Origin of the sequence: Mesorhizobium sp. M1273 (assembly GCF_040318195.1) — a bacterium.
In the GTDB taxonomy this organism is placed as follows: domain Bacteria; phylum Pseudomonadota; class Alphaproteobacteria; order Rhizobiales; family Rhizobiaceae; genus Mesorhizobium.
The window spans coordinates 19522-44065 of the sequence record NZ_JAMYLV010000011.1 but is presented as its reverse complement, the minus strand read 5'-3'; the positions used below and the strand labels follow the sequence as shown (position 1 = coordinate 44065).

20 protein-coding genes are annotated in these 24544 nt (G+C 63.8%); 10 read left to right on the top strand and 10 right to left on the bottom strand.

Annotation, left to right across the window (positions count from 1 at the left end):
• The first annotated feature begins 245 nt into the window (after window positions 1–245).
• Window positions 246–1304, top strand: a complete 1059-nt coding sequence (locus tag NKH30_RS14130; protein ID WP_352995879.1) for a D-alanine--D-alanine ligase family protein — start codon at window positions 246–248, stop codon at window positions 1302–1304.
• On the opposite strand, the gene NKH30_RS14125 is transcribed toward NKH30_RS14130, so the two are convergent.
• The 6 genes from NKH30_RS14125 to dnaK all read right to left on the bottom strand — a co-directional run bounded on the left by NKH30_RS14125 (window position 1301) and on the right by dnaK (window position 7109).
• On the bottom strand, window positions 1301–1588 hold the full coding sequence (locus tag NKH30_RS14125) for a DUF1330 domain-containing protein (RefSeq protein WP_023679856.1): 288 nt from the start codon (window positions 1586–1588) through the stop codon (window positions 1301–1303). The genes NKH30_RS14130 and NKH30_RS14125 overlap by 4 nt on opposite strands.
• Window positions 1589–1758: 170 nt before the next feature.
• The gene (gene pyrF / locus NKH30_RS14120) at window positions 1759–2472 is read right to left on the bottom strand and encodes an orotidine-5'-phosphate decarboxylase (RefSeq protein ID WP_352995877.1); all 714 of its coding nucleotides are present in this window, start codon (window positions 2470–2472) and stop codon (window positions 1759–1761) included.
• Window positions 2469–3065 (bottom strand): NADPH-dependent FMN reductase, encoded by a 597-nt coding sequence (locus tag NKH30_RS14115; protein WP_352995875.1) that lies wholly within the window; start codon window positions 3063–3065, stop codon window positions 2469–2471. The genes pyrF and NKH30_RS14115 overlap by 4 nt, the downstream gene beginning before the upstream one ends.
• Window positions 3066–3125: 60 nt before the next feature.
• Complete coding sequence (gene pmtA / locus NKH30_RS14110) at window positions 3126–3731, bottom strand: phospholipid N-methyltransferase PmtA (RefSeq protein ID WP_023679853.1); 606 nt, start codon at window positions 3729–3731, stop codon at window positions 3126–3128.
• Window positions 3732–3847: 116 nt separating this feature from the next.
• Window positions 3848–4978, bottom strand: coding sequence for a molecular chaperone DnaJ (gene dnaJ, locus NKH30_RS14105; RefSeq protein WP_023679852.1), 1131 nt, complete (start codon window positions 4976–4978; stop codon window positions 3848–3850).
• A gap of 214 nt (window positions 4979–5192) precedes the next feature.
• Window positions 5193–7109, bottom strand: a complete 1917-nt coding sequence (dnaK, locus tag NKH30_RS14100) for a molecular chaperone DnaK (RefSeq protein ID WP_023679851.1) — start codon at window positions 7107–7109, stop codon at window positions 5193–5195.
• A gap of 570 nt (window positions 7110–7679) precedes the next feature.
• Here dnaK and NKH30_RS14095 point away from each other — a divergent pair.
• From NKH30_RS14095 to NKH30_RS14080, 4 genes are all read left to right on the top strand, one after another.
• Window positions 7680–9641, top strand: coding sequence for a hypothetical protein (locus NKH30_RS14095; RefSeq protein WP_352995873.1), 1962 nt, complete (start codon window positions 7680–7682; stop codon window positions 9639–9641).
• Window positions 9642–9651: 10 nt separating this feature from the next.
• Window positions 9652–13323, top strand: coding sequence for a DUF7929 domain-containing protein (locus NKH30_RS14090; protein WP_352995871.1), 3672 nt, complete (start codon window positions 9652–9654; stop codon window positions 13321–13323).
• A 220-nt stretch (window positions 13324–13543) separates the two neighbouring features.
• Window positions 13544–14221: a ribulose-phosphate 3-epimerase gene (gene rpe / locus NKH30_RS14085; protein WP_352472804.1), complete on the top strand. Its 678-nt coding sequence runs from the start codon at window positions 13544–13546 to the stop codon at window positions 14219–14221.
• Between the two features lie 40 nt (window positions 14222–14261).
• A complete protein-coding gene (locus NKH30_RS14080) occupies window positions 14262–15785 on the top strand; it encodes a malonate--CoA ligase (protein ID WP_352979564.1) in 1524 nt (507 codons plus the stop codon).
• Between the two features lie 2 nt (window positions 15786–15787).
• Here the strand turns inward: NKH30_RS14080 and nagA are convergent, their stop codons facing one another.
• From nagA to NKH30_RS14060, 4 genes are read right to left on the bottom strand one after another with little or no spacing between them, the layout of a single operon-like run.
• Entirely contained in the window at window positions 15788–16960 is a 1173-nt protein-coding gene (gene nagA, locus NKH30_RS14075; RefSeq protein WP_352771457.1) for an N-acetylglucosamine-6-phosphate deacetylase, read from the bottom strand.
• Window positions 16957–17988, bottom strand: coding sequence for an SIS domain-containing protein (locus NKH30_RS14070; protein ID WP_352614239.1), 1032 nt, complete (start codon window positions 17986–17988; stop codon window positions 16957–16959). The genes nagA and NKH30_RS14070 overlap by 4 nt, the downstream gene beginning before the upstream one ends.
• The gene (locus NKH30_RS14065) at window positions 17985–18767 is read right to left on the bottom strand and encodes a GntR family transcriptional regulator (protein ID WP_352472800.1); all 783 of its coding nucleotides are present in this window, start codon (window positions 18765–18767) and stop codon (window positions 17985–17987) included. The genes NKH30_RS14070 and NKH30_RS14065 overlap by 4 nt, the downstream gene beginning before the upstream one ends.
• Entirely contained in the window at window positions 18764–19645 is an 882-nt protein-coding gene (locus NKH30_RS14060) for a glucosamine kinase nucleotide-binding domain-containing protein (protein ID WP_352995869.1), read from the bottom strand. Before NKH30_RS14060 ends, NKH30_RS14065 begins: the two co-directional genes overlap by 4 nt.
• A 199-nt stretch (window positions 19646–19844) precedes the next feature.
• On the opposite strand from NKH30_RS14060, the gene NKH30_RS14055 reads away from it, so the two are divergent.
• The 5 genes from NKH30_RS14055 to NKH30_RS14035 all read left to right on the top strand — a co-directional run bounded on the left by NKH30_RS14055 (window position 19845) and on the right by NKH30_RS14035 (window position 24544).
• Window positions 19845–20804 (top strand): N-acetylmuramic acid 6-phosphate etherase, encoded by a 960-nt coding sequence (locus NKH30_RS14055; protein WP_352771461.1) that lies wholly within the window; start codon window positions 19845–19847, stop codon window positions 20802–20804.
• A gap of 2 nt (window positions 20805–20806) precedes the next feature.
• The gene (locus NKH30_RS14050; RefSeq protein WP_352449606.1) at window positions 20807–22066 is read left to right on the top strand and encodes an ABC transporter substrate-binding protein; all 1260 of its coding nucleotides are present in this window, start codon (window positions 20807–20809) and stop codon (window positions 22064–22066) included.
• A 238-nt stretch (window positions 22067–22304) separates the two neighbouring features.
• Complete coding sequence (locus tag NKH30_RS14045) at window positions 22305–23228, top strand: carbohydrate ABC transporter permease (RefSeq protein WP_023718922.1); 924 nt, start codon at window positions 22305–22307, stop codon at window positions 23226–23228.
• A gap of 12 nt (window positions 23229–23240) precedes the next feature.
• A complete protein-coding gene (locus tag NKH30_RS14040) occupies window positions 23241–24080 on the top strand; it encodes a carbohydrate ABC transporter permease (protein ID WP_023718923.1) in 840 nt (279 codons plus the stop codon).
• Window positions 24077–24544, top strand: a complete 468-nt coding sequence (locus NKH30_RS14035; RefSeq protein WP_352614241.1) for a DUF4304 domain-containing protein — start codon at window positions 24077–24079, stop codon at window positions 24542–24544. Before NKH30_RS14040 ends, NKH30_RS14035 begins: the two co-directional genes overlap by 4 nt.

Below are 24544 nucleotides of genomic sequence, written 5' to 3'. Positions count from 1 at the left end.
GGTTTTCGGAAAAGATCATGGTCAACCAGGAAGATGGCGCCGTTGCTGTCGTGCAGGCGTCCGGCTGACGTCGGTTCCGCGAAAGCCGAATGCATTCGCCGTGCGATGCTAGAACGGTTCATCGTTTCGCGGGAACGCTGAAACGCTCTATCTCTTTGTTTTGACGCAATTCCGGACGGAAAACCGTTTCACACTTTTCCTGGAATTGCTTTAGGCAATCGTGCTGCCGGGAAATCGTTTCGATCATGTCAAGCCGCGAGCCGAAGCTGATCCTTGTCTACGAGCCAGAAAAGGCTTGCTTCGATCGCCTGGTCGCCGATAACCACGTGCCGGAGCGTGCCGCCGAAATCGCCTCCTATCTGGCGCAATCGACCGACTTCGCTGCTGAATTCGACGCACTTGCCGCCGCTTGCCAGAAGCGCGGCCTGTCATTTGCGCCGGTGGCGCTCGACGACGCCGCAAGAGTTCTCGGCGGCGAGGATCCGAAGACCACGCTAGTCTGGACGCTGACCGACGGCATTGCCTATTTCCGCGGCGGCGCGGCACCGGCTCTGGCACGGCTGAATGGCGTGAAGGCGATCGGCGCCGACGATGCGCTGTTCGCGCTCTGTCAGGACAAGTTCCGGTCCGGCGCCGTGCTCGGCGCGCTTGGCCTGCCGATGCCACGGGCGGGCCTTGCCCGTGACGGCGCCTGGCTGGTCGCGCCACCGGCCTCGCCCGCCGGCTGGTTCGTCAAGCCGAACCGGCTCGGCGCCAAGATCGGCATCTGGCCGGATTCGCACTGCCACGATCTCGGCCATGCGCTGGAGCTTAGCCGGCGCGTCTTCGCCGCCTATCGCGACGATGTCATCGTCCAGCCCTATGTCGCCGGCCGCAACGCGCGCGCCAGTTTTCTCGGATTGAGGCCGGATACCGGCGTCGAGGCGCTGGGCATCGCCTTTGTCGATTCGGGCGGCGATTTCCAGACCATGCCGGACAGCTTGGCGCTTTACGGCGATACCGGCGCAGCGGCGAAAGCTGCGGGAAAATATACCGAGCCGGTGCTGCTGCCGGTCGCCGGCAGCCAGCCTGAAGCCGATGCAAGAATCCGTCGCATCGCCGAACGCCTGATGGTCGGGCTTGGCCTGCGCGACGTCTTTTCCATCGACCTCCGGGTCGAAGCCGACGACAGCGTCCACCTCATCGAGTTCGAGGTCTGCCCCGGCCTGCCCTGCTTCGATTTCCGCGATTACTGTCGCCAGCAATGGGGCTTGAGCCTCGCCGACGCGATGGCGGAGGCAGCGGCGAACCGGCTTCTCGCCTAAATCCCCTCGACCAGCACGATTTCGCCCTCGGCCACCTTCTGGCGGATCGCGACGGCGCGCTGGTATTCGGGCGAGTGGTAGCAGTCATGCGCCGCCGCAAGCGACGGAAACTCGATGATCACGTTGCGGTCGCGGCCCGGCCCCTCGGCCTTCTCATGCGCGCCGCCACGCGCCAGGAACTTGGCGCCGAAGCGGTCGAAGGCCGGTTTGGCGGCTGCGACATAGTCCTTGTAGCCTTCCGCATCGCGCACGTCGACGCGAGCGATCCAGTATCCCTTGGGCATGGTATTTCTCCTGGTTTTTGGCCGTGCGCGGACCGATGTTGAAAGTCGCTCCGGTGAGATGGCTGGGGGTGTTTTCGAGTGCCGGAGCGGAGCGTACTTAAAGTACGTGAGCACCGGAAGCGGAGAAAACGCCGTCAGACGGCTGCAGGAGCAAGTTTCGGAATTGGTCCTCAGGCCGAGCGCATTTCATCGAGGATCGCTTCCGCCGCCGCCCGCCTGTCGGCCGCTCCGACGATCGGCCGGCCGATGACGAGATGGCTGGAGCCGTTGCGGATCGCCTGCGCCGGCGTCACCACCCGTTTCTGGTCGCCATGGTCGCTGCCCTTCGGCCGGATTCCCGGCGTCACCACGGCCAGGTCGGGGCCGACGATGCGGCGCACCGCCTCGGCTTCTTCGGCCGAGCAGACGATGCCGCCCATGCCGGCATGCAGCGCCTGCTCGGAGCGCCTCAGCACCAGTGTATGCGGATCATACTCATAGCCGGCGTCGATCACGTCCTGCTCGTCCATCGAGGTCAGCACGGTGACCCCGAGTAGGCAAAGGTCGCTGCCCCTGGCAGCCTCGACCGCCGCCTTCATCGTCTTCGGATAGGCATGGATGGTCAGCATGCTCATGCCCATCCTGGCGATGTTTTCGACCCCCTTGGCCACGGTGTTGTCGATGTCGAGCAGCTTCATGTCGAGAAAGATCCTGGTGCCGCCGCTGGCCAGCTCGCGGGCGAAGTCGAGCCCGCCGGCAAAGGCGAGCTGGTAACCGATCTTGTAGAAGGAGACGATCCCGTCGAGCTCGCGCACCGCCTTATCGGCTTCCTTCAGCGTCGGCAGGTCGAGGCCGACGATCAGCCTTTCCTGCATCGTGTCGGCATGGGCGGCGTCCGGGATCATGCCTCGATCCGCGTCGACAGCATGCGCGAGGTTTCGATCAGCGTTCGGCATAGGTGCTCCATCGATTGGCGTAGTCTCTCGTCCCGGAAGTTGCCCTCGTCGTCGAAGGCGTTGCCGCCCTCCGGCACCGAGCATTCCGGTGTCACCACCTCCATCCGGCAGCGCACCAGAACGGCGCGCAGATGGTTGATGCAGCGTATCCCTCCGAAGGGTCCGTTGGAAGACGAGCAGAGGCCGGCGACCTTGCCGGCAAGCGGCCTGAACGTCCGGCCGCCATCCTTGCGCAGCTGGCTCACCCAGTCGATGCTGTTCTTGAGCAACGGTGGAATGGAGCCGTTATATTCGGGCGTCGCGATCAGCAGCCCGTCATGGGCGGCGATCATCCGGCCGAGCTTGAAAGCATTGTCGGGAATGCCTTCTTCCTTTTCCAAATCCTGGTCGAGGATCGGCAACGGATAGTCGGCGAGCGAGATGCGGGTCACCTCGGCGCCCTGCATGGCAAGTTCCTTCTGTGCCACGTCGGCGGTCCTGCCGCTATAGGCGCCGCTGCGCACCGAACCGGCGACGACGAGAATTTTCGGGATCACAGCCATGGGTCTGCCTTGTCACCCGATGGGTATAAGACAAGTGCTATTCAAACCCAACGCTTCAATTCATGCGGCCCCGCGTCGGTAGATCCAAAGCTGCGTCGGCGGAATGTTGCGGATGACGAAATGGAAATGCTCGACCGTATAGTCGCCGCGGCCCGGCGGGATCGGCGACAGCGGCCCGTAAGTCAGCTGCACGATCGGCCGGCCGGCCGGGATACGGTCGAGCAGGCTCTCGACATAGGCGATGCGCTGGGCGACAGGGAAATTGAGCAGCGGCACCCCCGATATCACGGAATCGAAGATCAGGTCGCGCTTGTCGCCAAGCGTCGCGTCGAGATTGAAGGCGTCGCCCTCGATGACGTTGACGCCTGGATAAAGCTGGCGCAGATGGCGCACGAAATCAGTGGAATATTCGACCGCGTAGAGATTCTCAGGCTTTATGCCCTGGGCGAGGATGGCGCGTGTGATGACGCCTGTACCGGGCCCGACCTCGAGCACCGGCAGGCCGGATGTCGGATCGACGATCGAGGCCATCTTGCCTGCGGTGATGGAACTGGTCGGGACGATCGAACCGACCGCCTTCGGCTTGTCGATCCAGCCCTTGAAGAACTTCAGCTCGTCATCGAACTTTTCCGCCAGCGTCTTTCGCAGTCCGGGACTACGCGTCATCGAAAGTCCTCCTCAACGCTCCCTCGGATGCTACTTAGCAGTTACGAGGTGCAAGACAAGGCGAATCCCCGGATAAGGTGTTGATGACGCTCGGGAAGCGTTTCCAGGGATCAGCTTCAGTGCTCGCCGAACGTCTCGAAAAAGTCTTTCATGCGGGCGAAAAATCCGCTCGACTGAGGCGAATTGTCCTTTGAGGAAAGCTGCTCGAATTCCTCCAGCAATTCGCGCTGACGGCGCGAAAGGTTCTGCGGCGTCTCAACCACGGTCTGGATGTAGAGATCGCCGATATTGGGCTGGCGAAGCACAGGCATGCCCTTGCCCTTGAGGCGGAACTGGCGACCGTTCTGGGTGCCCTCCGGCACCTTCACCTTCGTCTGGGTACCGTCCAGTGTCGTCACCTCGAACGAGCCGCCAAGCGCTGCCGTCGTCATCGAGATCGGCACCTTGCAATAAAGATCGGCCCCGTCGCGCTGGAAGAATTCGTGCGGCTTGACCGCGAGGAAGATGTAGAGATCGCCCGACGGGCCGCCGCGCAGGCCGGCCTCGCCCTCATTGGCCAGCCGGATGCGGGTGCCATCCTCGATGCCGGCAGGGATGTTTACCGACAGCGAGCGCTCCTCGGTGACACGGCCCTGGCCGGCGCATTTCGGGCACGGATCCTTGATGGTCTGGCCGCGCCCCTGGCATTGCGGGCAGGTGCGCTCGATCGAGAAGAAGCCTTGCGTGGCGCGCACCTTGCCGTGGCCGTTGCACATCGAGCAGGTGACGGGCTGGGTGCCAGGCTTGGCGCCGCTGCCCGAGCATTCCGAGCAGGAAATCGAGGCTGGCACCCGAATCTGCGCGGTCTTGCCGGAAAATGCCTCTTCCAGCGTAATTTCCATATTGTAGCGCAGGTCGGCGCCGCGCTCGCGGCCGCCGGACGAGCGGCGCTGGCGCCCGCCCATCATGTCGCCGAAAATGTCTTCGAAAATGTCGGCGAAGCCGCCGGCGCCAAAGCCTTGCGCCCCGCCATTCATACCGCCGTGCTCGAAGGCGGCGTGGCCGAAGCGATCATAGGCGGCGCGCTTCTGCGGGTCCTTCAGTGTCTCGTAGGCTTCGTTGATTTCCTTGAACTTGTGCTCGCAGGCATGGTCGCCTGGGTTGCGGTCGGGATGGAACTGCATGGCGAGCTTGCGAAAAGCGCTCTTGAGCTCCTTCTCGTCGGCGCCCTTTTGCACGCCTAGCGTTTCGTAAAAATCAGCTTTCATGTTTTCCCGCAGTCCGGATAGTCAACGTCTTGAAGCATCGTTGCGTCGTTTGCCGGCACGCTGTTCCGATTTAGGTGTGATGGAGCCGCGATGCCAGTGTCTACGAGGCTTTGTCCGCATTTTTTCGGGCAGCTCAGCGTTTTTTCCGGCAAAGGGTTGCAAAAAAGCCCGGCTGTGCGCCGGGCTTTTTCCCTTACCTGTACCGTCAGGCGGTTCAGGCCGACTTCTTCTTCTCGTCGTCTTCGTCGATTTCCTCGAAGTCGGCATCGACGACGTCACTGTCCTTGGCGGCATCAGCCTTGGCGTCGGCCTCGGCGGCTTCCTTCTGCGAAGCCTCGTACATGGCCTGGCCGAGCTTCATCGAGACTTCGGCGAGCGTCTGCGTCTTGGCCTCGATCTCGGTCACATCGTCGCCTTCGGCAGCGGTCTTCAGCGCCGCGATCGCATCGGCAATCGCCGTGCGGTCGGCCTCGGAAACCTTCTCGCCGTATTCCTTCAGAGACTTCTCCGAGGAATGCACCAGCGCCTCGGCCTGGTTGCGGGCCTCGACCAGCGCGCGCCGCTTCTTGTCGGCTTCGGCATTGGCCTCGGCGTCCTTGACCATCTTCTCGATGTCGGCGTCCGAAAGGCCGCCGGACGCCTGGATGCGGATCTGGTGCTCCTTGCCGGTGCCCTTGTCCTTGGCCGAGACGTTGACGATGCCGTTGGCGTCGATGTCGAAGGTGACCTCGATCTGCGGCACGCCGCGCGGCGCAGGCGGGATGCCGACCAGATCGAACTGGCCGAGCGCCTTGTTGTCGGCGGCCATTTCACGCTCGCCCTGGAAGACGCGGATGGTCACCGCCGACTGCGAATCCTCGGCCGTGGAGAACACCTGGCTCTTCTTTGTCGGAATCGTCGTGTTGCGTTCGATCAGCCGCGTGAATACGCCGCCCAGCGTCTCGATGCCGAGCGACAACGGCGTCACGTCGAGCAGCAGCACGTCCTTGACGTCGCCCTGCAGCACGCCGGCCTGGATAGCGGCGCCTAACGCGACGACCTCATCCGGGTTGACGCCCTTGTGCGGCTCCTTGCCGAAGAACTGCTTCACGATCTCCTGGATCTTGGGCATACGGGTCATGCCGCCGACCAGGACGACTTCGTCGATTTCGCCGGCCTTCAGGCCGGCATCCTTGAGCGCCGCCTTGCAAGGATCGATCGTGCGCTGGACGAGATCCTCGACCAGGCTCTCGAACTTCGCCCGCGTCAGCTTCAGCGTCAGGTGCTTGGGGCCGGTGGCATCGGCGGTGATGAAGGGCAGGTTGATTTCGGTCTGCGTGGTGGACGACAGCTCGATCTTGGCCTTTTCAGCCGCTTCCTTGAGGCGCTGAAGGGCGAGCTTGTCGTTCCGCAGGTCGATGCCCTGTTCCTTCTTGAACTCGGCCGCCAGATATTCGACCAGACGCATGTCGAAATCCTCGCCGCCGAGGAAGGTGTCGCCATTGGTCGACTTCACCTCGAACACGCCGTCGCCGATTTCGAGCACCGAAATATCGAACGTGCCGCCGCCAAGGTCATAGACGGCAATCGTCTTGCCTTCCTTCTTGTCCAGTCCATAGGCAAGCGCGGCCGCCGTCGGCTCGTTGATGATGCGCAGCACTTCGAGGCCGGCGATCTTGCCGGCATCCTTGGTCGCCTGGCGCTGGGCGTCGTTGAAATAGGCCGGAACGGTGATGACTGCCTTCTCGACCTTCTCGCCGAGATAGGCCTCCGCCGTTTCCTTCATCTTCTGCAGGATCATCGCCGAGATCTGGCTAGGCGACTGCTTCTTGCCGCCGGCCTCGACCCAGGCGTCGCCATTGTCGCCCTTGACGATCTTGTAGGGGACAAGCTTCTTGTCCTTCTCCGTCACCGGATCGTCGTAGCGGCGGCCGATCAGGCGCTTGACCGCGAAAATGGTGTTCTCAGGATTGGTAACCGCCTGGCGCTTGGCCGGCTGGCCGACGAGGCGCTCGCCGTCGCTGTTGATGGCGACGATGGAAGGGGTCGTGCGGGCGCCTTCCGCATTCTCGATCACCTTGGATTCCTTGCCGTCCATGATGGCGACACAGGAGTTGGTTGTTCCCAGATCGATACCGATTACTTTTGCCATTTCTCTAATCTCTCCGCTAAGCAGGCTCTCAGGACCCGTACAGGCGTTCCGACGAAAGCCCCTGTTCACAAGAAATTCCGCTCCGGCAACCGGCATTCGGCGCTGGACGGCTTGGCGCGTATATAAGAACAGGCTGCGTGGCGCGCAAGCATTCTGCGCAAGGCGTTCACCATTCATCGCGGTTGATCGGATTCGGGACCGGCAGGCCCGTATTTTCCGACGGTGATCCAGCCGGCCCGGCCCCGGCCCATGAACCTTTCCGCCTCGCCCCGCGACTGACGCTCAGGTGCCGCGTGGTGCGGCCCCGGAAAGGAAAGCCCCATGACCACAGATCCAGAGGCTCCATGGTCTCCGGGAACAGCAGGAGCTCAGCGCGACCATCGCCTTCGGGACCGGGTTGATGCGCTGGGCTTTTCGCCGGTTCCGTTGACCCTGCGCGGACGCAGGCGTATCGTGACGTTGAGGAAAGCAGACAATTCGATCAGGGATGAACGTGCCGGAACGCCGCGCCTTGCCCTGATTTGCGCGCCGGGACCGGATGTTTCTCCCATGACCTGTGGGGGGAGATCCATGTCTTGCGATCACGGCGCGTTCGTGCGCTCTCGTGCCGGCCGTTTGCGCCGCGCCATCCAGGCTGCCAGCGGATTGTCGATCCTGGCGCTCGCCGCTGGGCTCTGGCTCGGTGGCTCGGCCCAGGCTCAGGAAACCCGGATCATCTATCCCGGCTCGATGGCAGTGACCGGATTCTCCGGCACCATCATTCCCAATTTCGAGGAAGGCCTGCCGCCGGGCGTCGATCCCGTCGACGAAACCTTCATCGACACGGCGCGCGCGACCTTGCGCATCTTCGACGTCTCAAGGCTGGGCGGGCCGGCGTCTGGCCAATTGGTCTTCACCCCGCCACCGTTCGAGGTCACAGCCGGGCAAATCGGCCAGGTGTTCGGCATCACCTACGACGACGGCGTGCGCGACGGCGTCCCATCGGCCATTCCAAACCTCTATGCCGGCGCCACGTCGCTGCACGGCATCCGCATAGTCACGCCAGACGGCGACGCCGACGGCCGGCCGGAGCGGCAGCGCCGCGGCACGGCTGACGCTGTCTTCATGGACGGCCAGTTCGGCACCGAAAACGGCGGCGGCCCCGGAACGATCTGGAAGATCGACGGCATCACCGGCGCCGTCTCGAAATTCGCCGATATCGACGCCAATAGCGGTCCCGGCATCGGCGACGTCACTTTCGACAATATCCACCGCCAGTTCTTCGCCAGCGATCTCGACACCGGCCTCATCCACCGCATCGACGCCAATGGCGCGCTGCTCGACACGTTCGACCACGGCATAGCCGGTCGCCCGGCGCACGGGCTTGCCGCCGTTGCCGACGACGGCTCGGTGATTGACATCCAGGGTGCTGCCTTCGACAGCGAGGACCCCGACAGCTGGGGCTACACGCAGGACGAGCGCCGCGTCTGGTCGGTCGCCTATCGTGGCGGCCGGCTCTATTATTCGGTCGGTGATAAGGCGGAGATCTGGTCGGTAGGCGTTGCCGGCGACGGCAGTTTCGCCGGCGACCCGCGCTGGGAACTGACGGTCAAGGCCGACAAGGATTACGCGGTCACCGACATCGCCTTCGACAACGAAGGCTTCATGTACCTGGCCCAGCGCGGCCCGATGGAGAACCGCTACGACTACAGCCAGTTCGCCGATTCCGGCAAGGGTGAGGTCATCCGCTACTGGCGCGAAATTCCGGACGATCCGGCGACGGAATCGGCCTGGGTGGAAGTGCCGCAGGAATATGCGGTCGGCTTCCCGCAAGACAACCGACAGTCGGCCGGCGGCCTCGACCTGCAATATGGCTACGATGCCGAAGGCAATCTCGATACCGGCGTCTGCACCGACACGCTGGTCGATACCGGCGACAAGTTGCGCGACAACCCGGAGCTTGCCGAACAACTCGCAGCCGGCGGGCCGCTCGCCGTGCACGGCGTGCAAATCAGGCCGACGTCACTGGCCAAGCCGGCCGACATGCCGCCTTTCGGCTCGTGGTTCGTCGACTTCGACAATTATTTCGAAGACCCGGAAGTCGAAGGCCATGTCGGCGACGTCGAGGTCTGGCGCCCCTGCGAAGGCCGTGCCGGCTATTACGAGCAGGTGCCGGGCGGCTATCTGCCACCGTTCTATCCGCCGGACTTTCCGCCCCCCGGCAATCTGCCTCCTTGCCTCGATGTCGAGGATGTCAGGTATTTCTGCACGCCCTCCGGCCTCGAGGCCGAACTCTATCTCCATGACCATGCCGGCTTTGGCGGCGATTCGATCAAGGCTCTGTCCAGGACGCCTGGCGTTGGGGTGACTTCACCTCTGTCGCATGCGCCCGGCGCGCCGTACACGATCGGCATCACCGGCCATTACCCTGGCGATACGGTCGATGTCGGGCTCTGCTTCTACAGGCAGTCCGATAGCGACAAGGGTGGCTACTACCCTTGCTGCAAGATGACCTTGCCGCTCAGAACCCCAGCCGTCAGCTGCGAACCGTGAGGAGGGGAAGATGAGCAATCTCGCATTTTTCCCGCCTGCGACAAGCAGCCAATCAACCGGCAAACAATCATTCGTCATCGAGACCATCGTGAAACCCCTGTCACTCGCCAGGCGCGGTGTGCGCTGGCTGATGGCGGCCGGTATCGCGGTCGCCATGCTGAGTCCGCTGCAAGGCTTCGCTGAAGACCTTGCTCCGGCCAAGACCAAGCCTGCCGATGCGGGCACTGTCATTCCCGATACCAAGCTCGATTTCGACAATCCTCGCATCGTCAATCCGGAGCCGGGCCGGGTCGTGCCCTTCTTCACCAAGAAAGGCACCCAGCGAGGCTGCGACTATGTCGTTTATTCGCTGAGCTTTGGCTTGCGCGGCAATCCGCAGGGTTTTGCCAGCCCCGGCCTCGCGGCCATGCTGAAAAAGGTCAGGCTCGATTTCAGGGACCAGCTCCCGCACGGCCTGCGCATCGTCGGCGTATATGTGACCGGCGACGGCACCGATGCGTCCGGCGGACCGCTGCCCGGTGCTGCGATCAGCAGTTCGGCTGGCCCGGACGATACCGCGACGGTGTCCGATTTCCGGATTTCCGCCAGCGATCTCGACGGCAACGGCGCTGCGAACGAGCGCGCCGTCACCTTCCAGATCACCGCCAAGATCGACCATGCGGCGTTTCCGTCGCCGACGATCGTTCACAACCAGGGCCTGGTCAAGGTTAGCCGCGAACGCGGCGCCGGCATCGAAATCCCGTCGCAGGACCCGGGCAAGCCGGACGACGGCAATTACCTCACGGGTGCAAAGACCTCGATCAAGATCGACGTCACCAACTGCAACCCGCCGCCTCCACCTCCCGGCAAGGGATGCTTCAAGGTGGAGCGAGGCACGGTTGATTGCGTGCCCGGCGGCGGCGCCTTCATCTACCACATGCCGGTCGGCCCGGAGATGGCTGGCAAATGGGTGCAGCTTTCGACGACGACACCCGGCATCCCCATCATTCCCGACACGCAATTGGTGCCGGCGGGCGGCGGTGTGCTCAATTGGAAGATCGTCGGCGCTTCACCCGGCGACGTCATCCACATCATCGTCACCGGTGTCGAAACCTATGCCGGCCCGAGGGAGGGCTGGGGCCTGTGCTGTACGCAGACTGTCGATATCGTCATCCCGCGTGATCAGCGCTGCCCACCGAAGGACAAGGAACCGGATCTGAAAGTCGAAAAGCGCGCCGACGTGCAACGTTGCACGATGGGTGGCGGCTGCGACTTCACCATCAGGGTCACCAATGTCGGCGATGCACCCTACCACGGCAAGATCGTGCTCAACGAAGTCACCCTGCCGGCTGGCTCCACCCTCGATTCAGGGCCGAACCCGCCTTGGGTCTGCGCGCCTGGAACCACCCCGATGATTTGCACTCATCCGGTGACCACGCTCAATCCGGGTGCCTCTGTCGACCTCAAGCTCGGCTTCAAGCCGGCCGCAGGCTGGCGAGGCAGCGCCTTGCGCAACTGCGCCACTTACAATTACGGCGCCAGCGGCAAGCCGCTTTTCGGCAGCCAGCAAAACGATCGCGGCTGTGCTTCGATCCCGGTCTGCCGGCGTGGCGATCGTGATCGCAACTGCCGGCCGCCGGTGGAGAAGAAGGTCGACCTGATCCTGAAGAAGCGCGCCCGCACCGAATTCTGTTCGGCCGATGGCGTCTGCACCTTCGTGGTCGACATAATCAACAATGGCAGCGTCCCCTATAATGGGCCGCTGACGGTCGTCGATACCTATCCGGGCGGCGTGCCGGCATCCTCGACCTTCGGCCCGACGCCGCCATGGACATGCGGACCGAACGGCCCCGGCCAGTTCCGCTGCGACAATGCCGGCATCGTGCTGTTGCCTGGCGCCTCGACGCCGATCTTCGTCAGGGCGGTGATGCCGGCCAACTACCGGCCCGACAGTGTCGAGAACTGCGCCGAGGTGAAAGCTATTCCCGGTGAGAACGACATCACCAACAACAGGGCCTGCGCCAAGGAACGCATCCGTCATCCGAATGCCGGCCAGCCGGCCCTGCGCATCACCAAGGTTTGCAATGGTTCGCTGGCCGGTGCTGCGGTCGTTTCCTGCCGCATTACCGTCATCAGTCTCGGCACCACTGCCCCGACCGGTCCGGTACGGGTCAACGATGCCGCGACGCTGATAGCCGGCGGAGCGCCGGTCCAGATCCAGACCGTCACCCCAGACGGCGCGGAATGGGCTTGCGGACCGGTTCCGGCCAATGCGCTGTCGTGCCAGATTCCCGGCGCCGTCATGACGCCTGGAACCAGCCGCCATTTCGACGTGACCGTTGCCGCGAACGGCGAATTCGAGAACTGCGCACGCGGCTCCTACGGCCCGGCTCCGGGAGACGACATCGTCTATCCGATCGGCCAGGCCTGCGCCAAGGGCAGCGGCGCCTCGACCATCCGCGTCGAGAAGACCGGTGATGCCGAGTGCAAGCCCGGCCAGCCCTGCTCGTTCGAGATCACCATCACGAACGATGGCGCGAGCGCCTTCTCCGGTCCGGTTCGCCTCGGCGATGCGATCGGCGTCGAAGGCCTCGGCCGGCTGGAAGGCGTTGCGATCACCTCGATCGATCCGCCCTTCGGCTGCTCGCCGGAGCCGGCAATCTTGCCTCTGTCCTGCATCGCCCAACTGACGCTCGGCGCCGGGGAAAGCCACCTGCACACGGTGACCGTGATCATTCCGGACGATGGCCGTCTGGCCAATCTGCAGGGCACTGTCAACGGCCAGAACTGTGTCGGCGTGCTGTCCCCGAACACGCCGGTGCAAGGCGGTGGCGACGTGCTGTCCCGCGGTGCGGCCGACGTGCAGGGTGATCGCGGCAAGGCCTATGCCTGCCATCCCTTCACCATCAGGAATGAGGTGAAGAAGGAATGCTCGCAAGGCTTCGTCATGAACGACGCCGGCAACTGCGTCTGCCCGCCCGGCACGACCTTCCGCAATGGCCAATGCTCGTCCGGGGGCGGCACGGTCATCGTGCCGAAGCCAAAACCTTGCGTTCTGCTCAAAGGCCAGATCCGTACCGAAGACGGACGCTGCGTCTGTCCGCGCGGAACCGAGCTGGAGAACGGCGCTTGCGTGGGCAGCAAGCCGCAGCCCGAGCAGTGCACCATCCGTGGCCAGATCCACGACGCTGCCGGCGATTGCGTCTGCCCGCGGGGCACCGAAGTCAAAGGCAATGCCTGCCGGCCAATCCAGCCGAAACCCGAGCAGTGCACCATTCGGGGCCAGATCCATAACGCCGCAGGCGATTGCGTCTGCCCGCGGGGCACGGAAGTCAGGGGCAATGTCTGCCGGCCAATCCAGCCGAAGCCGGAGCAGTGCACCATCCGCGGCCAGATCCACGACGCCGGAGGCGATTGCGTCTGCCCGAAAGGCACGGAAGTGCAAGGCAATGCCTGCAGGCGCAAGAAGCCTGTTGTGGTGGAGTGCTCGATACCTGGTCAGATCCACAACAAGCGTGGCGTCTGCGTCTGCCCGCGTGGGACAGAGCTGCGCGACGGCGCCTGCCGCAAACCGCGGCTGGAGTGCGCACCGGGCGCGCGGCCGATTAATGGCCAGTGCCAGCCGATCCGCAAACCGAGCCTGCTGCTGAATCCAGATGTTCTTCAGCAGCTGCCAAGGCGCAAGCCGCAGCTCGAGCAATAGGATCGCACGCGAACTTCAAAACGGTGATCATTCGATCAAGAAAACCCCGCCGGAGCGATCCGGCGGGTTTTTCTTTGGCTGGCAGATGAAAGAGCAGCGAAAACCTGAAGCCGTGGCATCAGCGGAAGGACAAACCGGCTTCCACTTTCCGGACTCGACTCATGGTCTAGGCAGGCGATACAGAGGGGCCGTAAACCGAGGCGTTCGGGGAGACCGCGTCATGAGCAAAAAAACCCTGATCGCGCCATCGGTGCTGGCTTCCGATTTCTCGAAGCTCGGCGACGAGGTCGAGGCGGTGGCGGCCGCCGGCGCCGACTGGATCCATCTCGACGTCATGGACGGGCATTTCGTCCCCAACATCACCTTCGGGCCGCCGGTGATCAAGGCGATCCGCAACCGCACCAAGGCTTTCTTCGACTGCCATCTGATGATCGCCCCCGCCGACCCCTATCTGGCCGCCTTCGCTGAGGCCGGGTGCGACGGCATCACGGTGCACGCCGAAGCCGGGCCACATCTCGACCGGTCGCTGCAAACGGTCAAAAACCTTGGCAAGAAGGCCGGCGTGTCACTCAACCCCGCGACACCGGAGACGATGATCGAATACGTGCTCGACCGGCTCGATCTTATCCTGATCATGACGGTCAATCCGGGCTTCGGCGGCCAGGCCTTCATTCCGGCGATCGTAGACAAGGTGAAGCGGGTGAAGGCGCTGATCGGTGACAGGCCGATCCGGATCGAGATCGACGGCGGCATTTCGCCGGAAACTGCGCCCCTGGTCACCGCCGCCGGCGCCAGCGTGCTGGTCGCCGGTGCGGCCATTTTCAAGGGCGGCAGCGTCGCAGCCTATCGGGCAAACATCGAGGCAATCAGGGCAGCGGCGGACAAGGCGGCCGGCTGACCGCCGCCGTTCGGCCGGAGACAGCCGCTCGGGGGGACTTTTGAGCAACCATCTGTTCGATGCTTTCCGTGCCCGGATGCCCACGCCCGGACGCCTGTTGATGGAGGCAGAGGACGGGCGCTCGATCAGCTATGGCGAAATGCTGGCGCGCTCCGCTCAACTGGCACATGTGCTGTCGCAGCTGGGCGTCGAAGCCGGCGACCGCGTCGCCGTTCAGGTCGAGAAGAGCCCGGAGGCCATTTTCCTCTATCTCGCCTGTCTGCGTGCCGGCGCGATCTTCCTGCCGCTCAACACCGCCTATACGCTGACCGAGCTCGACTATTTCTTCAGGGATGCCGAGCCGCGACTGATCGTCTGCGACCCGGCGCGAGTGACCGAGATCGGCGCTTTGGCGCAGACCTCGGGCGCTGCGGTCGCGACACTCGGCAGCAAGGGCGAGGGTTCGTTGACCGATCGGGCCTCTGAGGCGGCCATGGACTTCCACGACGTGGCGCGCGGACCGGACGACCTTGCTGCGATCCTCTACACATCCGGCACCACCGGCCGTTCGAAAGGCGCCATGCTCAGCCACGAAAACCTCGCCTCCAATGCGCGGGTGCTGGTCGACCTCTGGCGCTTCACTGCCGCAGACGTGCTGATTCACGCGCTGCCGGTTTTCCATACGCATGGCCTTTTCGTCGCCACCAATGTCGTCCTGATGGCCGGCGCCTCGATGCTGTTCGAAACCAAATTCGACCCGGCCCGCATCGTCTCGCTGCTGCCGCGCGCCACCGTGCTGATGGGCGTGCCGACATTCTACGTCCGCCTGCTGCAGCAGGACGGTTTGAACCGGCAAGCGGCGAAAAACATCCGCCTGTTCATTTCCGGCTCGGCGCCGCTTTTGGCCGAGACGCACAGAGCCTGGCGAGAGCGCACCGGCCACGCCATCCTCGAGCGCTACGGCATGACCGAGACCAACATGAACACGTCGAATCCTTATGATGGCGAGCGGCGTGCCGGCACGGTCGGGTTTCCCCTGCCCGGCGTCTCCCTGCGCATCACCGACCCCGAGAGCGGCGAAACACTTGCCAAGGGCGATGTCGGCATGATCGAGGTGAGGGGTCCCAATGTCTTTTGCGGCTACTGGCGCATGCCGGAAAAGACCAAAGCGGAGTTCCGTGACGACGGTTTCTTCATCACCGGCGATCTCGGACTGATCGATGCTGACGGCTATGTCCACATCGTCGGCCGCGGCAAGGACCTGATCATTTCCGGGGGCTACAATATCTATCCAAAGGAAGTCGAGAGCGAGATCGACGCGCTGCCTGGCGTCGCCGAAAGCGCTGTCATCGGCGTTGCCCATCCGGATTTCGGCGAAGGCGTCACCGCTGTCGTGGTGAGGGCGCCGGGCTCGACCATCAGCGCCGCAGGGATCGTCGAGGCCATCGCCGGGCACCTCGCCAGGTACAAGCATCCGAAACGGGTGATCTTCGTCGACGAACTGCCGCGCAACACGATGGGCAAGGTGCAGAAGAACCTGCTGCGCGAAGCCTACAAGGACCTCTATACGTCCAAAGCCGGCTAACCCTAACGAGCAGGGCTGCCTGCAAAAACCCTGGCACCATCGATCCAGACGCTTTTAATGTCCAGATCGTCCGACAGCGAAACGATGTTGGCCGCGGTACCGTTGGCGAAGCGCCCGAGCCGGTGCGACTGGCCGATCGCCTGCGCCGGATAGAGCGAGGCCATGCGCAAGGTTTCGTCGAGGTCGAGGCCGACGACGCGGTGCATGAAGCGCACTGCGGAAATCATGTCGAGGTCCGCGCCCGCCAACGTGCCGTCGGCAAGTGTCAGCCTGCCATCCTTGCGGTGGATGGTGCGGCCGTTCAGCGTGAACGAGGTCATGTCGGTGCCGATCGTCGCCATGGCATCGGTAACGAGCAGGATCTTGCCCGGCCCCTGCTTGGCGCGCAAGGCGATGGCCATGGTGGCCGGATCGACATGGATACCGTCGGCGATGATGCCGGCATAGAATGTGCCTGTATCGATTGCGGCGCCCGCCAGCCCCGGCTCGCGATTGCCGATCTGGCTCATCGCATTGAACAGATGGGTGACCACCGTTGCGCCGGCCTCGGCAAAGGCGCGAGCCGTGGCATAGCCGGTATCGGAATGGCCGATGCTGACGACAATGCCGGCCTTGCTAAGCGCCGACACCTGGCTGGCCTCGACGGATTCGGGCGCCACCGTCGTCAGCAGCACGGGCAGGTCTTTCCGTGCGGCGATCAGCATCGTCTGGTCGGAGTCTAGCATCGGCCGGATCAAAGCCGGGTCATGTGCGCCCTTGCGGGCGATCGACAGATGCGGCCCTTCGAGGTGCAGGCCCAGGAACCCCGGCACCTTCCTCCGTGCCGCCTCGGCTCCGGCCGCAGCCGCCGCGGCGGTGATCTCGGACGTGTCGGTGATCAGCGTCGGCAACAGCGCCGCCGTGCCGAAGGGTGCGTGCGCCCGGCAGATGGTCTCGATCGAGGCGACGTCCGGATGGTCGTTGAGCATGACGCCGCCGCCGCCATTGACCTGCAGATCGACGAAGCCAGGCGCCAGCATGCCGCCGCCGGTCTCGATACGCGCAACATCGGATGGAATGGCACCGGCGGCAACAATGGCCTCGACGAGGCCGTCGCGCACGACAAGCGCCGCATTGTCGTGCCAGTCCTCGCCATCGAAAATCCGGGCGCCAGTCAGGGCAAAACGGTCGCTCATAGGGTTTCCGTTACCTTGCGCAGATTGGGCGGCGTGTCGGGGTCGAGGCCGCGATGGCGGGCAAAAGCCTCGACGAAACCATAGAACGACACGATCAGCGTCAGCGGGTCGGTCAGCGGATGACCGGTTGCGACATGCGGCAGGCGCTGAGCGCTCTTTGCCTTGTTCGACGTCACAAAGACGGCAGCGCCCTTGCCGGCCAGGCTGTCGGCGGCATCGGCCACCGATGGCTCGGACGCATCGCGAGCAGCCAGCGCCAGCACCGGGAAACCGGGACCGACCAGCGCCAGCGGGCCGTGCATGACCTCGGCGGCACTATAGGCTTCCGCATGCATGGCGCAGGTTTCCTTGAATTTCAGCGCCGCCTCGTTGGCGATCGCCGCCGACGGGCCGCGGCCGAGAATGAACAGCGACTTTTGCGTCTCCAGCGCCCCGGCCAGCGCCATCCAGTCGCAGGCGATCGCCTTGCGAAAATGCTCCGGCAAGCGCGCGAGCGCCACCAGGAGTTTCTCGTCGCCGGTGCAATGCGCCATCAAGGCGAGTCCTGCGACGGCTGAATTGACGAAGGTCTTCGTCGCCGCGACGCTGCGCTCCGGTCCGGCCAGGATGTCGATCGCGTAGTCCGAAGCCCGCGCCAGCGGCGAATCGGCGGTGTTGGTGATGGCGACGGTCAGCGAACCGCCGGTCCTCGCCGCTTGCGCCATTGCAACGATGTCCGGGCTCTTGCCGGACTGCGAGATCGCCAGGCAGGCCGAGCCGCCCAGCTTCAGCTTGGCGCCATAGATCGAGGCGATCGACGGGCCGACCGATGCAACCGCCAGCCCGGCGGTCAACTCCACGGCATATTTCATGAAGGTCGCGGCATGGTCGGACGAGCCGCGCGCCACGGTGACGACGAAATTCGGGTCGCGCTCGCGAATGCCGCGTCCAGCTTCCGTCAGCACCGCGGCCGAGCCATCGAGCAGACGGGCGGTGGCCTCCGGGATCTCCTCGATCTCGCGCCGCATATGGGTCGTTGTCGCGGTCATGGCCGGCCCTCTTCGCCCGGCCCGCTCAGCCGGAGTTCGGCGACAAAATCATAGGCGTCGCCCCTGTAGATGGAGCGGGTAAACTCGATCACCTTGCCGCTCGCCAGATAGGAGATACGCTCGATGTGCAGGCCGGCAATGCCCGGCGGTACTTCCAGCAGCTGTGCGTCGCTATCGCCGAGATTGGTGGCGGAAATGCGCTGCACCGCCCGCACCGGCCTGTTGCCGGTCTTTTCCAACGCGGCGTAGAGCGACGAACCAATCGCCGCCGGATCGGGCAGCACGCTTGTCGATAGCGAGGCGCGCTCGATCGCCAGCGGCGTGTCGTTGGCGATACGAAGGCGCGCCACGCGCGCCACCAATTCGTTCGACGCCAGGCCGAGCACCATCATCTCGTCGGGCGACGGCGGATAGAGGCCGCGGTCGAGCCAAGCCGAACGCACCGCCATGCCGCGCCGTGCCATGTCCTCGGTAAACGAGGTCAGCATCGACAGCGACTGCTCGACGCGCTCCATACGTGGCGCAACGAAGGTACCGGAACCATGGCGCTGGACGAGGATGCCGCCCTTGACCAGGTCCTGCACCGCCTTGCGCACGGTGACGCGCGAAATGTCGGCCTTGCTAGCGATGTCGCGCTCGGAAGGCAGCGCATCGCCAGGTCCGATCAGCCCGCGTTTGACGGCATCCTCGATACTCTTCCTGAGCTGCAGATAGAGCGGCGCGCCACTCTGCGACGATTGTTTCAGCGCCGCGAATATCTGGTCGGCGGCCTCACTCATCGAGCTGCCTCCGCCGTGTTTGCGAAAATCCGAGCCGCCATCTGAACCGCGCCGCCCAGCGCGTCGTCCAGCGGCGGTTTCAGCAGCGCCCGGTAGCGGGCCGACAGGCGCGGCGCGTAAAGCGGCGCCAACCCGCCGAGCAGGCAGAGCGGATCGCCGCCGCCCAGGTCGAGCACGCCAAGCGCTGCTTCGACATCGGCGACCGCCTTGTCGAGGATCCAGATAGCGACGACGTCGCCTTTTTCGGCATGTTCGAACACCTTGGGCGCGAAGCCGCCGAAATCGCCGGGCTTGGCGTTGGTGGTGAATTCGACCAGATCCTCGGGATTGTTGCGGAAGATGGCGAGCATGGTCTCCGTCAGCGGTGATCCCTGGCGGATGCCGTCATAGGCGAGCAGCGTCTGCTCGAGCAGGTCGCGGCCGATACGGGCGCCGCTGCCCTGGTCGCCGACCTGGAACCCCCAGCCGCCGATGGCGCGCGACTTGCCTTGTTTGCGTGCCATATAGGCGGTGCCCGTGCCGAGGATGGCCATGGCGCCGTCGCCGGAGCCAACCGCGCCTTCCAGCGCGATCTCGGCGTCGGTCTCGACACGGCTGATGCGAAACGGCAGGATCGCTTCGAGCTGCTGCCGGTAGGTGCCGACATTGGCGCCGGCAAGACCGAGAACGGCCGGAGTTTGCGGGATCAGTGCGGGATCCCTGCCCGCGGCGACAAAGGCCTGCTGCGCTGCGTCGACGATGTTCGTCCTGGCGCCGGTGAGATCGGTTCGGATGTTGGCGGCACCGCTTTTGGCGCGGCCGAGGACGATGCCGTCGGCCGTTGCAAGAGCCGCCCTGCAGGTGGTGCCGCCGCCATCGATGCCGAGCACGAATTTCACGCGATTTCTCCTCCGGGCGGATAATACCAATAAAATACCAATAGCCAAGGATTAATTTCCGTTTCAAAAAAGTTAAGGCGTAGTTTGTTGGAAAATCAGCCAATTTCGTTCGCAAGCCTGCACTGCCGCAAGGATTTCATTAATGCGTGTGGACAAGTGGTATTTTTTTGGTATGGTTTTCTCGATTGGAGGAAAGCGGATGGCCGAAACGCGCACCGAAGCGCTTCACCAGAATGCCGAGGGACTGGATATCCAGGCCCCGGAAGCCGTCCTTTCCTCTTTGGCCAACGCACAGATCGAGGCCGCCAAGGCCGTGCACGGCGCCATTCCTGCCATTGCCGCGGCAGCCGAAATCATCGCAAGCAGACTGAAAAGCGGCGGCAAGCTCGCCTATGCGGCTGCCGGCAGTTCGGGCCTGATGGCACTGGCCGACGCGCTTGAGCTGCCGGGCACTTTCGGCATCCAACGCGACCGCATCGCCATCCTGATCGCCGGCGGCGACGAGGCCTTCAAGACACTGGCCGGCGGGCCGGAGGACGACACCGAGGAAGCTTCGGCAGCAGTTGCCGCCGCCCGCATCGGCAAGGGCGACTGCCTGATCGCCGTCTCGGCCAGCGGCTCGACACCTTATGCAGTCAGGGCGATCGAGGACGCCAGGCGCCGCGGTGCGGCGACCATTGCCATCGCCAACAACAGGGATGCGCCGCTGTTGCGGCTGGCCGACATCGCCATCATGCTCGAAACGCCGCCGGAGCTGATTGCCGGCTCAACGCGCATGGGCGCAGGCACCGCCCAGAAGATCGCGCTCAACATGCTGTCGACGCTCGCCGCCATCCATCTCGGCCATGTCCATGACGGCTACATGGTCAACCTCATGGCCGACAACATCAAGCTGCGCGACCGCGCCGCACGCATCGTCGCCGCCGTCAGCGGGCGCGACAAGGACGAGGCGGCGCGCCTGCTCGAAAGGAGCGGCGGCGTCGTCAAGACCGCTATTCTGCTCGCCGCCGGCGCCGCCAGCGCCGATGCAGCCGAGAAGATATTGGAAGGGACTGGCCACAAGCTGCGGCCGGCCCTTTCCGCGATCGAGGGGAGCAAGGGGCGCAATGCCTCTGTTCTCATCAAAACCGAACCTGAAAAAGGTCAACAGGGAGACTGAGCATGACAACGAAGCTACTGACGGCACTTCTTCTCGGCACCAGCATTCTCGGCTCCGCCGGGGTGGCTTATGCCGACGACGTAACGCTCAACATCGAAAGCTGGCGCGGCGACGACCTTGCCATCTGGAAGGACAAGCTGATCCCGGCCTTCGAAGCCAAGAACCCGGGCATCAAGGTGGTGTTCGCGCCGTCGGCGCCGACCGAATATGACGCCGCCCTCGGCGCCAAGCTCGCCGCCGGCTCGGCCGGCGACCTGATCACCTGCCGCCCGTTCGACAAGTCGCTGGAACTCTTCAAGAAGGGCAACCTCGCCGACATCTCGACCCTGCCCGGCATGGAGAACTTCTCCGACGTCGCCAAGGCCGCCTGGCAGACCGACGACGGCAAGTCGAGTTTCTGCGTGCCGATGGCCTCCGTCATCCATGGCTTCATCTACAACAAGGACGCCTTCGACAAGCTCGGCATCAAGGTGCCGGAGACGCGCGACGAATTCTTCGCCGCGCTCGACAAGATCAAGGCCGACGGCACTTACATCCCGATGGCGATGGGCACCAAGGACCTCTGGGAAGCGGCGACCATGGGCTACCAGAACATCGGCCCCAACTACTGGAAGGGCGAGGAAGGCCGCCTGGCGCTGATCAAGGGCGAGCAGAAGCTGACCGATCCGCAGTGGGTCGAGCCCTTCAAGGAACTGGCCAAGTGGAAGGACTACCTCGGCGACGGCTTCGAGGCGCAGACCTATCCGGACAGCCAGAACCTGTTCACGCTCGGTCGCGCCGCCATCTACCCGGCCGGCTCGTGGGAGATCGGCCTGTTCAACACGCAGGCGCAGTTCAAGATGGGCGCCTTCCCGCCGCCGGTGCAGAAGGCCGGCGACACCTGCTACATCTCCGACCACACCGACATCGGCATGGGCCTCAATGCGGCCTCGAAGAACGCGGATGCGGCCAAGACCTTCCTGTCCTGGGTGGCCTCGCCGGATTTCGCCACCATCTACGCCAACGCGCTGCCGGGCTTCTTCAGCCTGAACAACACCCCGGTGAAGATGGAAGACCCGCTGGCCCAGGAATTCGTCTCCTGGCGCGGCAAGTGCAAGTCGACGATCCGCTCGACCTACCAGATCCTGTCGCGCGGCACGCCGAACCTCGAAAACGAGACGTGGGTTGAATCGGCCAACGTCATCAACGGCACCGACACGCCGGAAGCTGCCGCCAAGAAGCTGCAGGACGGCCTCGACAGCTGGTACAAGCCGGCGAAGTAAAGCGCGGCGAAGCGTTGTCTCCCCCCTCGAGGGGGAGATGTCGCCGAAGGCGACAGAGGGGGTCGGTCGAGGCAGACTGCGGCTTGATCGCTGCTGGAAAGCACGGTCGAACGACGATGGCGTGCTCCTCTGCCGACCCCACCCGCCTCGCTTTGCGAGGTACCCTCCCCTCGAGGGGGAGGGAGGCGCCGCGCCCTTTGGCGGCAATAGCAAGACCTGATCGGCGGGGACCGAACGCATGGCCGCAGCACCGAAAAGACCGTTCCGTTGGCATATCGGCGTTTTCCTGGCGCCGGCGCTGCTGGTCTATACGGCGATCATGATCCTGCCGCTGGCCGGCACGCTGCAGCTGTCGCTGTTCCGCAACATCAACCAGTCGCAGGTCTTCGTCGGACTGGAAAATTTCCGCATGCTGTTCGGTGATCCCAACTGGTCGGTCAATTTCTGGAACGCGCTCAGGAACAATGTCTGGTTCTTCATCATCCACATGCTGGTGCAGAACCCGATCGGCGTCCTTTTGGCCGCACTTCTGTCCAGCCCCAGGCTACGGTTTTCCGCCTTCTACCGCACGGCGATCTTCGTGCCGACGATCCTGTCTTTCGTCATCGTCGGCTTCGCCTGGAAGCTGATCCTGTCGCCGCTATGGGGCGTGGCGCCGCATATGATGGACCTTGTCGGCCTGAAAAGCCTGTTCACGCCCTGGCTCGGCAAGGCGCAATATGCGCTGACCGCGCTCAGCCTGATCTCGGTGTGGCAGTTCGTCGGCATCCCGATGATGCTGATCTATGCGGCACTGCTGTCCATTCCCGAAGAGGTGATCGAAGCGGCCGAATGCGACGGCATCACTGGGATGGCGCAGTTCTGGAAGATCAAGCTGCCGCTCATCCTGCCGTCGATCGGCATCATCTCGATCCTGACCTTCGTCGGCAACTTCAACGCTTTCGACCTGATCTACACCGCGCAAGGCGCGCTGGCCGGGCCGAACTATTCAACGGATATTCTCGGCACCTTCCTCTACCGCGCCTTCTTCGGTTTCCAGCTGCAGGTCGGCGATCCCAACATGGGCGCGGCGATCGCCACGATGATGTTCCTGATCATCCTCGGCGGCGTCTGCGTCTATCTGTTCCTCGTACAGACGCGCTTGCGTCGCTACCAGTTTTAGGGGAGCGCGACCATGAGCACCGCAACCCGCTCGCTGCCCCGCACCATCGGCGCGCATGCGATCCTTCTGACCTACACCGCAATCGCGCTGTTTCCGGTGATCCTCGTGATCATGAATTCGTTCAAATCGCGCGCAGGGATTTTCGGCGCGCCGCTGACGCCGCCGACGCCAGGGACCTTCGACCTGATCGGCTACACCACGGTGATCGGCCAGGGCGACTTCATCCACTATTTCCAGAACAGCCTTGTCGTCACCGTCGCCTCGCTGTTCTTCGTGCTTTTGTTCGGTGCCATGGCTGCCTTCGCGCTGTCGGAATACCGCTTCCGCGGCAATTCGCTGATGGGGCTCTATCTGGCGCTCGGCATCATGATCCCGATCCGCCTCGGCACCGTCGCCATCCTGCAGCTGATGGTGGCGAGCGGGCTGGTCAACACGCTGACGGCGCTGATCCTGGTTTACACGGCGCAGGGCCTGCCGCTTGCCGTCTTCATCCTGTCGGAATTCATGAAGCAGGTCTCCGACGACCTGAAGAACGCCGGCCGCATCGACGGGCTATCGGAATACACCATCTTCTTCCGCCTGGTGTTGCCGCTGGTCAGGCCATCTATGGCAACGGTCGCCGTCTTCACCATGATCCCGATCTGGAACGATCTGTGGTTCCCGCTGATCCTGGCGCCGTCGGAGGAAACCAAGACGGTGACGCTCGGCGCGCAACTGTTCCTCGGCCAGTTCGTCACCAACTGGAATGCCATCCTGGCGGCACTGTCGCTGGCGATCATGCCGGTGCTGATCCTCTACGTCATCTTCTCGCGGCAGCTGATCCGCGGCATCACTTCGGGAGCGGTCAAGTGAGTGAGGGTCGGGACGCGATCAGTCGAGGCCTCACCGAGTCGGCAATCCGCCACAGATTCCGCGGCGTTCGCAAAACAAACTATTATCGCGAATGGCCGGAAACGGTCTGTCTGCTTAACCTTCAGAAGTCTGCCTGGGGACCGCAGTTCTATCTCAATGCAGCTGTCTGGCTGACTCGGTTCGGGATCGAGCGTCGACCGAAGGAATACAACTGTCATATCGTCTGGCGTGTCAACTCCCTGATGGTTAGCGAGCAATCCAAGGCATTCACCGAGGCGCTGGATCTGGATCGTCCGTTGCCGGACGACCGGAGGTCTTCTCTGATCAAAGAGGGAGTCGATACATACGGGTTCGGACTTCTGGCACGTTGTGAAAGCGAAAAGGCTGCTCTGCAGATCGCCAGTGAGTATGGATCGAGTATTAGGATGGACCTGAAAGCCCGCGCTCTACTAAAGGCAAACTGA

What these genes read in the sequence shown, in the direction of transcription:
- NKH30_RS14130 (WP_352995879.1), top strand. Translation starts at nt 246, where the DNA reads ATGTCAAGCCGCGAGCCGAAGCTGATCCTTGTCTACGAGCCAGAAAAG.
- NKH30_RS14125 (WP_023679856.1), bottom strand. Translation starts at nt 1,588, where the DNA reads ATGCCCAAGGGATACTGGATCGCTCGCGTCGACGTGCGCGATGCGGAA.
- pyrF (WP_352995877.1), bottom strand. Translation starts at nt 2,472, where the DNA reads ATGATCCCGGACGCCGCCCATGCCGACACGATGCAGGAAAGGCTGATC.
- NKH30_RS14115 (WP_352995875.1), bottom strand. Translation starts at nt 3,065, where the DNA reads ATGGCTGTGATCCCGAAAATTCTCGTCGTCGCCGGTTCGGTGCGCAGC.
- pmtA (WP_023679853.1), bottom strand. Translation starts at nt 3,731, where the DNA reads ATGACGCGTAGTCCCGGACTGCGAAAGACGCTGGCGGAAAAGTTCGAT.
- dnaJ (WP_023679852.1), bottom strand. Translation starts at nt 4,978, where the DNA reads ATGAAAGCTGATTTTTACGAAACGCTAGGCGTGCAAAAGGGCGCCGAC.
- dnaK (WP_023679851.1), bottom strand. Translation starts at nt 7,109, where the DNA reads ATGGCAAAAGTAATCGGTATCGATCTGGGAACAACCAACTCCTGTGTC.
- NKH30_RS14095 (WP_352995873.1), top strand. Translation starts at nt 7,680, where the DNA reads ATGTCTTGCGATCACGGCGCGTTCGTGCGCTCTCGTGCCGGCCGTTTG.
- NKH30_RS14090 (WP_352995871.1), top strand. Translation starts at nt 9,652, where the DNA reads ATGAGCAATCTCGCATTTTTCCCGCCTGCGACAAGCAGCCAATCAACC.
- rpe (WP_352472804.1), top strand. Translation starts at nt 13,544, where the DNA reads ATGAGCAAAAAAACCCTGATCGCGCCATCGGTGCTGGCTTCCGATTTC.
- nagA (WP_352771457.1), bottom strand. Translation starts at nt 16,960, where the DNA reads ATGAGCGACCGTTTTGCCCTGACTGGCGCCCGGATTTTCGATGGCGAG.
- NKH30_RS14070 (WP_352614239.1), bottom strand. Translation starts at nt 17,988, where the DNA reads ATGACCGCGACAACGACCCATATGCGGCGCGAGATCGAGGAGATCCCG.
- NKH30_RS14065 (WP_352472800.1), bottom strand. Translation starts at nt 18,767, where the DNA reads ATGAGTGAGGCCGCCGACCAGATATTCGCGGCGCTGAAACAATCGTCG.
- NKH30_RS14055 (WP_352771461.1), top strand. Translation starts at nt 19,845, where the DNA reads ATGGCCGAAACGCGCACCGAAGCGCTTCACCAGAATGCCGAGGGACTG.
- NKH30_RS14050 (WP_352449606.1), top strand. Translation starts at nt 20,807, where the DNA reads ATGACAACGAAGCTACTGACGGCACTTCTTCTCGGCACCAGCATTCTC.
- NKH30_RS14045 (WP_023718922.1), top strand. Translation starts at nt 22,305, where the DNA reads ATGGCCGCAGCACCGAAAAGACCGTTCCGTTGGCATATCGGCGTTTTC.
- NKH30_RS14040 (WP_023718923.1), top strand. Translation starts at nt 23,241, where the DNA reads ATGAGCACCGCAACCCGCTCGCTGCCCCGCACCATCGGCGCGCATGCG.